General features: G+C 51.4%; 8 protein-coding genes. All 8 read right to left on the minus strand.

What is annotated here, in order from left to right:
• Window positions 1-5: 5 nt before the first annotated feature.
• The 8 genes from ACMJ0U_RS07065 to rfbC all read right to left on the minus strand — a co-directional run bounded on the left by ACMJ0U_RS07065 (window position 6) and on the right by rfbC (window position 9,149).
• Window positions 6-548: a DUF3575 domain-containing protein gene (locus ACMJ0U_RS07065; RefSeq protein WP_417129166.1), complete on the minus strand. Its 543-nt coding sequence runs from the start codon at window positions 546-548 to the stop codon at window positions 6-8.
• 24 nt (window positions 549-572) lie between these two features.
• On the minus strand, window positions 573-1,982 hold the full coding sequence (locus ACMJ0U_RS07070) for an undecaprenyl-phosphate glucose phosphotransferase (RefSeq protein ID WP_417129168.1): 1,410 nt from the start codon (window positions 1,980-1,982) through the stop codon (window positions 573-575).
• 170 nt (window positions 1,983-2,152) lie between these two features.
• Window positions 2,153-2,869, minus strand: coding sequence for a WecB/TagA/CpsF family glycosyltransferase (locus ACMJ0U_RS07075; RefSeq protein WP_417129170.1), 717 nt, complete (start codon window positions 2,867-2,869; stop codon window positions 2,153-2,155).
• Between the two features lie 56 nt (window positions 2,870-2,925).
• Window positions 2,926-4,122, minus strand: a complete 1,197-nt coding sequence (locus tag ACMJ0U_RS07080) for a sugar MFS transporter (protein ID WP_417129172.1) — start codon at window positions 4,120-4,122, stop codon at window positions 2,926-2,928.
• A 1-nt stretch (window position 4,123) separates the two neighbouring features.
• Window positions 4,124-6,967: a bifunctional fucokinase/fucose-1-phosphate guanylyltransferase gene (locus tag ACMJ0U_RS07085; protein ID WP_417129174.1), complete on the minus strand. Its 2,844-nt coding sequence runs from the start codon at window positions 6,965-6,967 to the stop codon at window positions 4,124-4,126.
• Window positions 6,968-7,052: 85 nt separating this feature from the next.
• Window positions 7,053-7,382, minus strand: coding sequence for an L-rhamnose mutarotase (locus ACMJ0U_RS07090; protein ID WP_117673955.1), 330 nt, complete (start codon window positions 7,380-7,382; stop codon window positions 7,053-7,055).
• A gap of 39 nt (window positions 7,383-7,421) precedes the next feature.
• On the minus strand, window positions 7,422-8,567 hold the full coding sequence (locus ACMJ0U_RS07095; RefSeq protein ID WP_417129176.1) for a dTDP-glucose 4,6-dehydratase: 1,146 nt from the start codon (window positions 8,565-8,567) through the stop codon (window positions 7,422-7,424).
• Between the two features lie 12 nt (window positions 8,568-8,579).
• The gene (gene rfbC, locus ACMJ0U_RS07100) at window positions 8,580-9,149 is read right to left on the minus strand and encodes a dTDP-4-dehydrorhamnose 3,5-epimerase (protein WP_417129177.1); all 570 of its coding nucleotides are present in this window, start codon (window positions 9,147-9,149) and stop codon (window positions 8,580-8,582) included.
• Window positions 9,150-9,203: the final 54 nt, after the last annotated feature.

Raw genomic sequence — 9,203 nt, forward strand, 5'->3', positions numbered from 1 at the left:
TTTTGTTAGAACAAATAACAGCATGATACCGCTATTTCTGTCGGTACACACTTCATTCCGTTTGCATTATATTCCTCTTGCATCGGGACTGTGCCTTCCGGATATTTTTTCTCTCTGTACCACATGGCACCCACTCCGGCAGAGAACTCCAGGTTAAAGTGTTTGCTTAAAGGCCAGGCATATCCATATGTCAGTCCCGGTCCTGCGGCTTCTCCCAAGTGAGTCGTACCCTTGTGTGTCACCGTATATCTTACCCCGCTTACAGACAGTCCGACGAACGAACGTGCCATAGGTCTTCCCGAAATCCAGTATCTGATTTCAGCTTGTGCTCCTTTCAGTTGGGCATTCAGCGGTGTCTTGTTCAGTCCGTAAAACACAGTTCCTTCCAGACTAAACCGGGGAGCTGTCACTAGTTCCATTGAAATGTTTGGCGTCAGGTTCCCCCACAGCAGTGCGTTCGTCTTCACTGCGGCCAGTTGGGCATAGCTTATGCCGCAACCAGTCAGGAATACCCCCAGGCAAATATTCTGCCTTAAATAGTAATTCATAATGTTTTCTTTTTATGTTAAGTCTTAGTATGCGTTCTTTTCTCCGTGTATGGCATTTGCCACCGTTTTATAAATAATAAACAAGTCCAGTCCGAAGCTCCAGTGTTCGATATACCATATATCCCCCCGGATACGTCCTTCCATCTCTTTCAGTTCTTTAGTCTCTCCGCGATAGCCCGTTACCTGGCTCCACCCTGTGATGCCCGGCTTCACAAAATGCCTTACCATATACTTGTTAATCAGCTTCGAATACTCCTCAGTATGCTTCAGCATGTGCGGTCGGGGGCCCACCACGCTCATGTCGCCCAGCAGCACATTGATAAACTGCGGCAACTCGTCGATGCTGGTTTTCCGCATGATGTTTCCCCACCGCGTTTTGCGCGGATCATCCTTGGTTGCTTGCAGTGAGTCAGCTTGTGTGTTTATCTTCATGCTCCGGAATTTATAGCAATAGAATTCCTTGTCATTCAGTCCGTTTCGTTTCTGTTTAAAGAACACAGGTCCCGGCATGGTAAGTTTAGTCACAATACTAACTATCAACAGGATACACGGAAAGAGCGTGCAGAGAAACAACAGAGAGAACACAATGTCGAATGCCCGTTTCAGCATCTTGTTCCCCGTCAGGCTTAGCGGGTCCGGCCGCAGACTAAGGAAAGGCACGTTACCCACCATATTAAAATATACCCGGTTCTGTAAATAGTTATATATGTTCGGTACGCTGTAAAAATGCACCATATGGTTTTCACAATAATCAATTAATGAACGGATAATGACATGCTCCTTCGAAGGCAGACAGCAGAACAAATAATGCGTATTCCCGTTCTTTTCCAGGTAACTTTCCACCTCTTGTGGCTGTCCCAGATACGGGCATTCTTGTGGAAATCGCGGGTTAGGCTGGAAATCAAAATATCCTTTCACTCTGAATCCCGTCCAGTCCTGGTTGGTCAGTTCATAATATAGTTCCCGGTTGTTTTCCGAACTTCCCACTAGCACTACATAGCGCAGGTTACCTCCTTTCGAACGGTATCTTTTCAGTCCCCATCGCATCAGAATACGGAAAATCGCCAGGCAGATTAATTCCAGCCCCAGAAAGGTCAGGTAGAAATACGACCAGGCATCCATGAATTCTCCCAGCTCGAGTATTACTCCCGACAGTATTCCAAAAAAGATGGTGCTTCTCAGTACTTTCCCAAAAATCTGGTAAGCATATACTTTACGCCGGTAAAGTACTACACCCGCCTGTATGGCCGATACAAAATAACATAGCATTACGGTCAGGATGACTTGCAAATGCGGTGCCAGCAGAGTTTTGTGCCACGGTGTATCCTCTGTGGTAAGAAATAACAGATAGAACAATCCCCCTGTAATCAGTGTTTCACAGGTAACAATGAACAGGCTTACCCAACGGTTGTATGCATCATATTTTGCTTTCATGCGCTATGCTTTTTGTTGATTTGTTAAAAGTTTCGTTGCAAAGTAATTGGATTTTTGTTAAATGACCAATGAAATAACGAAAAGTTTGACTGTATAGTTATAAATTATACAGTCATTTCTCAAAATATATTTTTGGATTTTAACTTAGTCTTTCAAGTTCGGTTCACTTGTCACATTTCTTTCATGACATTCCAGATAAACAACGTGTTTCCGATAATGTATCGGCGCCACATCCGTTTCGGCTCTTTCAGTAGTCTGTATAGCCATTCCAGGCTATGTTCCTGCCACCACAAAGGAGCCCGTTCTATGGTGCCGGCAAAAAAGTCGAATACCGCTCCGATGGTGCCGCAATGGCAATGAATTTCCAGTTCCTTCCAATGACGGTATGCCCATTTTTCCTGTTTTGGAGCAGTCATGCCAATCCAGAGCAAGTCTGGGTTTGCTTGGTTGATTGCTTGAATAATTTCTCGGTTTTCCTCTTCCGAGAATGCCGGTTTATAGGGTGGGGAGTAAGTTTCAATCTGGATATTAGGATATACTGTCTGTGCTTTCTCCCGAATCAATGCCAGCACCTTCTCACTGCTTCCCATGAAGAAGCACGTTCCACCCTTGCGGTTTAGCCGTTCCATTTCCATGGAAAACAAGTCCCATCCGGCAATGCGCTCTGTTGGCTGACTTTTCGCCTTCAGCTTCCGGCAAGCCATGACAATACTTGCTCCATCAGGAATCAGTACGTCTCCTTTTATCAATGCTTCGGCAAAGAACGTATCTTTCAGCGCTGTATTATACGAATGTGCGTTAATGGTATTAATCAGCAGCTTCCCTTCAGGAAGGGCTTCCAGTTCTTTTTTCGATTCGATGATTTTAATCTCCTTGAGCTTCAACATGAGTTTATGTCGTTTTTGATTAGTAATCAGTTACCTATGTGTATATTAGAAAAAAGTTACGATAGTTTCTTGTATCTTGCTGCAAACCCTAGAATTTCTGCAAAGCAGACCAGCGGTACAATAAAGCCCACTGCCATGGAGACATGGTCGGCAATGAATCCCATCAACAAGGGAGCGACAGCCCCTCCTACAATCGACATAATCAGATAAGAAGAAGCTTGTTTAGTATATGTGCCTACATGGCGCAAAGATAGGGAAAAAATGGTAGGAAACATAATCGATTCACATAAAAAGCACAGCAGCAGGAAATACCAGCCCACTTTCCCCGGCAGCAGAATCACCGTAGCCATGCACACCAGTGCCCCTGCGGCACATACTGTCAGCACCTTTTCTCCTTTTACAAAGCGCATCAGCCAGCTTCCGCCCATACGTCCGGCCATGAACAGTCCCATCCCTCCGAACGACAGCCATACCGAAGCTTTGTGAGCCGAAACCCCTGCATTTTCCGTGGCATAATTGATAAAGAAACTGTTGATGCCCGTTTGTGCCGCCACATAAAGGAAGAGCGACAACAGCCCGACCGTGAACGAAGCCGTCTTCCACAGCGATTTCCCGCTGCCTTCCGCTTGTCCGCCTTCTGTTTCCTGTCCGATTTCCGGCAGTTTCACCCGCGAGAAGACCACCGCAATCAGTAGCACCACTGTACCCAGCACCGCATACGGTGTCGTTACGTCACCTCCTCCGGCAAAAAGGAAAAATCCCCCCGCCAGCGGACCGCAAATCCAGCCCAGCCCGTTGAACGACTGTGCCAGGTTGATACGCCGTTCGCTGCCTTCCGGTTCGCCCAGCACCGTTACATACGGGTTCGAGGCCGTTTCCAGACAGGTCAGCCCGCAACCGATGACAAACAACGCCAGCAGGAAAAACTCAAACGACTGAATCCGACCTCCCGGGATGAACAGCAAAGCCCCGATGCCATACAGCACCAGCCCCGTCAGCACCCCCGTGCGATAGCCGAAGCGGCGGATAATCCGTCCTGCCGGCAATGCCATGATAAAATAGCCTCCGTACACCACTGCCTGAATCAGCGCCGAGCGTGTGCGGGTAATCTCCAACGTATCTTGAAAATGCTTGTTCAGCACATCCAGAATGCTGTGCGCCACTCCCCACAGAAAGAAGAGCGATGTAATCAAAATAAAAGGAACCAGAAAACTCCTTCCATCCCTGGTCCTTACCAATCCAATCTTTTCCATGTCAACTTCTACTGATTTCCAGTCCCTTGTTTGATAAACTCATCTCTACGAAGCGTGCCCGGTCGTTCGCCCGGCTCTCCGTTAAAATCTGACGGATACGTACGGCCGCATCCGGGTCTTTCGCCATCATGTACAGATAACCACCGCCACCGGCACCCGGCAACTTGTATCCCAGGCAGAGGTCGTCAATCCGTTCCGTCAAGGCCTGTACAGCCGGCGGGTTCGTGCCTTCATCCAGCCGCTGGTTCTGCATCCATGTCTTTCGTATCAGTCGTCCCGTCTCCTCAAAGTCATTCCGCAGGATGGCATCGTACATATCCATGGCATGCCCCTTCATCTGCTCCAGCAAGTGCAGGTGACGGTTCGAGTTCAGGAACATCCCCTTCACAATCTCTGCCAGAATTCCCTTGGCCGTGCGCGTAATGCCCGTGTAATACAATAAATGACATTTACGGTACTCGTCGCTCGTGAACAGATAGTCCGGCAGCCAGCGCACCTTCGGCTCCTGATGCCATCCCGGCTGCGTCTGCAACAGTTTCACCCCGTGCAGCACACCCCCGTACTGGTCTTGCCAGCCACCCCCCGTGGTGAGCAACTGTTCCAGCACCAGCGTACGGCTGCCGATGCCCTGCTTGTCCCAGTTTAGACCGCAGAAGTCATTCAGCGCCCCCAGCACCGTGGCCGCCAGAATCGAGCTGGTACCCAGTCCCGAACCTGCCGGAATGGCCGACAGCAACGTCACCTCGATACCCGTGCCGAACGCCTTCAGCTGTGCTTCCAGCGAAGCAAACCGTTCCACGGAGAAATCCGGATGAAATCCCGCCAGCACTAGTGCCGCTTTGGGAATCGAGAACGGCGAGCCCACCTTGCTGAAATCCTGCAACTCCTCGTACGTGGAAACCACCTCCATAGCCCCCAGGTCAATCGAGCGTAGCGTAATCCGGTAGTCCTTCGACGGCTTCACGTACACCTGGAGCGGCGGCTGCCCGTTCAGTTCAATGGCCAGGTTCACCACATTTCCACCCTCCATCAGGCTGTAGGGTGGGGTATCCGTCCATCCCCCCGCAATGTCAATGCGCACCGGGCTGCGTCCCCACACAATCTGATCCGCATACACTGAGAGCTTCGGCTGCTGACGATAATCCATTGTGCTGGTCAGTCCCTGCCGCATCAGTCCAAACGCCCGAGCCTCCAGTTCCTTCGCTTCCGGCTTACCCTCCAGTTCGCATACCTTTGCGCGGAACATCGCGTCGCTGATTCGCTTCAGCAGAGGAGACCCCTCCGGCAGTTCATCCGGCAAGGCGATGCATCCTTTGGCGAACGCTTCAGCCGCCTCCTGCAAGTCCACTTGATAGAACACGCTCCGTTCCTGGTTCTTGGCCAGCAGGCTCCAGTTCTCCTTGCGGAACACCTCCCGCTGGGCGAACAGCCGTCGCAGGTTGGCATACGCCGAAATCTCGTCGGCCGAAACCTTGCGTGCCTTCATCCAGATAGCCTTTCCGGCTTCACCCTGTCCGCCGTCTGTCATCCATTGCAGCACCGTGCCCAAGTCTTCTATCGAGTCCGTCACCGGGAAAATCGCTGCCGACTGCAAGTCCTCACAGCCCTGAATTCCGTCCGCTGTCAGACCTCTTTCCGCCAGCCATTCCGTTACCGGACGGCCCAGGTATGTTGTAGAAGCCTCCTTCAGGCTCCCTTTGAATTTATCGTTAAAGCCGTACGGACGCGCGGCAAACTCCCGTTCGCCCATCGGCACCACGTCGACGCACACCCCTTCGGGCACGTTCAGCGCCCAGCCGTTGCGCGGCACCCCCGTGATGATGTTCCGGCTGTGCAGCGTCCAGTTCCTGCCCACGTGGCTGTTTTCCACCCACACCTCCGCATTGTCCGCCGTCAGCGGAAACTCCATCTCCGCATTCTGCACGAACACCGCCGGATGCGGCTTCACCTTGTGGTGCATAATTGCCCGCTGGTCCGTCACGCAGTTCTGCACCGCCAGCGTCGACGAAATCATCTCACGGCTCGTGCCGTAGTGGTGGAATTCTCCGCCCGGCAGCGGCAGGATGGCCACTTTCAGCCCGTTCAACTCCTCGTCTACGATGCGCGGATGCGCCCCCAGCGCCAGTCCGAACTCCGAATACATGTCATAGAATTTCACGCCCCCTTCCTTGTCGGTAGAACGTTTCACCATCAGCTCGATAGCCCGGTCGCTCAGCAGCCAGATACCGATGTCCATCAGGAACAGGTAATCCTGCATCAGCTTGCCCATTTCCTCCACGCTGGGCTTTTGCAGCATGAAGTCCAGCTTCTCCGGCTCCTTCCGTGACGACACGAACACCCCGTGGTTCTTCGCCAGTTCCGAGTCCACCCACAAGCCGTAGCACACCACGTCCACATCCGGAATCTCCTGTAGCGGTTCTGTGGCCCGGATGTACACGTCGCCGCTCGCAATCAGCGTACGCAGTCCTTCCGGCGCCCGTTCCATGATTTCCTCATACAATGGTAATTGCAATGAAAGCAAATCCTGTGTAAGCTTCTGCCCCCGTGCCCAGCGGAACACCGGAATCGGCGTCAATACCTTACCCGAAGGCGCATATCCCGGCAAACGGCGGCTCTGTCCCCCCGCATGCAGCAAGATACGCTTCTCCCGTGCCAGCCAGTCACCCAGTGCGGCTTCCTTGTCCTCTTCCTCCCGGCAGGCATTCAGCAGCCAGGCCGTACCGCCTCCCGAACCCAGCTTTCGTCCCACCGGGTCCGACGTGCAGAACCACTCCTTGCGGTCCGCATGCATAATATCGTGAAAACACTCCACCAGATTCGGTGGCAATGACAATAACTTTTTCATGTAATCCGATTAATAATGAAAAATTAATAATGAATAATGCAGAATGAGGCCATCCACTCGTTTTTAATTATTCATTATTCACTCTTTACAGTTTAAATATCCGTGTCATCAGCTTCCATTTCTCCTGCGAGGTCGCTCCCGGAGCCGCTTTCTGGAACTTCGCCATATGCGCTTCCCATTCCGCCTGACGGGGTAGGGTAGCCAGTCGGGCATAATCCCGTTCCATATCGAATTCATCCGTGGTATCCATGATCATGAACAGTCGGTTCCCGTCAATGTAAATCTGCATGTCCGTGATACCTACCTCGCGGATACCCGCTTTCACCTCTTCCCACACGTGCGCATGTTCCGCCACGTAGGCCTCAATCAGCTCCTTGTCGTCATAGAGTTCCAGTGTCTGGCAATATCTTTTCATGGTGAAGAAAGAAGAGTTATGTTAATTTACTTTTTAATCTTATTTCCCATTGTACATGCTGTCATAATACTTCTGGTAGTCCCCGCTCGTTACGTTGTCCATCCATTCCTGGTTATCCAGGTACCAGCGTACGGTTTTCTCGATGCCTTCTTCAAACTGCAGGCTCGGTTCCCAGCCCAGTTCCTTTTGCAGCTTCGTAGAGTCGATGGCATAACGCATGTCGTGACCCAGACGGTCGGTTACGTACGTAATCAAATCCATGTCTTCACCCTCCTTGCGGCCCAGCAGACGGTCCACCGTGTTAATCACCACCTTGATGATGTCGATGTTCTTCCACTCATTGAACCCGCCGATATTATACGTCTCCGCCGTCTTCCCGTTGTGGAAAATCACGTCGATGGCCCGTGCATGGTCCACCACATACAGCCAGTCGCGCACGTTTTCCCCCTTGCCGTATACAGGCAGCGGCTTGCGGTGACGGATGTTGTTGATGAACAGCGGAATCAGCTTCTCCGGGAACTGATACGGCCCGTAGTTGTTCGAACAGTTCGTCACGATGGTCGGCATACCGTACGTGTCGTGGAATGCCCGCACAAAGTGGTCACTGCTCGCCTTGCTGGCAGAGTAGGGGCTGTGCGGATTGTATTTCGTGTCCTCGTAGAAGAAATCCTTCCCGTACGCCAGGTGATGTTCCGACGATGAAGCCGTGGTAGTGAACGGCGGCTCGATGCCCTCCGGATGTGTCAGCTCCAGCGCCCCGTACACCTCGTCGGTAGAGATATGATAGAAACGCTTGCCCTCATACTTTTCCGGCAGACTTTCCCAGTACACCTTGGCCGCCTGTAGCAGCGAGAGCGTACCCATCACGTTCGTACGAGCAAAAGTAAACGGATCCTTGATGCTGCGGTCTACGTGGCTTTCTGCTGCTAAGTGGATGATGCCGTCCACGTGATACTGCTGCATCAGCTCCTGCATCTTCTCATAATCGCAGATGTCCGCCTTTACGAACACATAGTTCGGCTGGTTTTCAATGTCCTTCAGGTTCGCCAGGTTCCCTGCATACGTCAGCTTGTCCAGGTTGATGATACGGTATTCCGGATACTTGTTCACGAACAGGCGCACCACGTGGCTGCCAATAAATCCGGCACCGCCGGTAATCAGTATGTTGCGTTTGAAAGTTGTCATAATCGTAAAGAATTAATACAGTGAAACATGATAGTCGAATGGCGAATCAAAATCCTTCAACAGCGGATGCCTGGTGTCTTTCTCGCTCAAAATGGCCTGTTCGGTCGGGATACGCCAGTCGATGCCCAGCGAATCATCCAGGATGCTGATACCACCGTCCGCTTCCGGGTGATAGAAGTTGTCACATTTATACTGGAAGATGGCCGTCTCGCTCAGTACGGCAAACCCGTGTGCAAACCCCCTCGGCACAAAAAACTGGCGATGGTTTTCTTCTGTCAGTTCTACGGCCACATGCTGTCCGTAAGTTGGACTCCCTTTGCGGATGTCCACCGCTACGTCCAGTACCGCACCCTTCACGCAGCGCACCAGTTTGCTCTGAGTGTAAGGCGGACGCTGGAAATGCAGTCCGCGCATCACCCCGTAGGACGACATACTCTCGTTGTCCTGTACAAAATTGATTTTGCCCACTTTTTCTTCAAACTCCCGTTGAGAGAACGATTCAAAGAAATACCCTCTGGCATCCTTAAAAATGCGTGGCTCAATAATCACCACACCCTCTATCGCTGTTTTAATTACTTCCATTTTATATAAACAGATAAGTCATTTAACTATTAACTGAAGAAACGCTTTTAATTT

Source organism: Phocaeicola sp. (genome assembly GCF_048170425.1).
Taxonomy (GTDB): domain Bacteria; phylum Bacteroidota; class Bacteroidia; order Bacteroidales; family Bacteroidaceae; genus Phocaeicola.

Bases quoted from the DNA above. Each gene is read 5' to 3' on its own strand.
- ACMJ0U_RS07065 (WP_417129166.1), bottom strand. From the start codon at position 548: ATGAATTACTATTTAAGGCAGAATATTTGCCTGGGGGTATTCCTGACT.
- ACMJ0U_RS07070 (WP_417129168.1), bottom strand. From the start codon at position 1,982: ATGAAAGCAAAATATGATGCATACAACCGTTGGGTAAGCCTGTTCATT.
- ACMJ0U_RS07075 (WP_417129170.1), bottom strand. From the start codon at position 2,869: ATGTTGAAGCTCAAGGAGATTAAAATCATCGAATCGAAAAAAGAACTG.
- ACMJ0U_RS07080 (WP_417129172.1), bottom strand. From the start codon at position 4,122: ATGGAAAAGATTGGATTGGTAAGGACCAGGGATGGAAGGAGTTTTCTG.
- ACMJ0U_RS07085 (WP_417129174.1), bottom strand. From the start codon at position 6,967: ATGAAAAAGTTATTGTCATTGCCACCGAATCTGGTGGAGTGTTTTCAC.
- ACMJ0U_RS07090 (WP_117673955.1), bottom strand. From the start codon at position 7,382: ATGAAAAGATATTGCCAGACACTGGAACTCTATGACGACAAGGAGCTG.
- ACMJ0U_RS07095 (WP_417129176.1), bottom strand. From the start codon at position 8,567: ATGACAACTTTCAAACGCAACATACTGATTACCGGCGGTGCCGGATTT.
- rfbC (WP_417129177.1), bottom strand. From the start codon at position 9,149: ATGGAAGTAATTAAAACAGCGATAGAGGGTGTGGTGATTATTGAGCCA.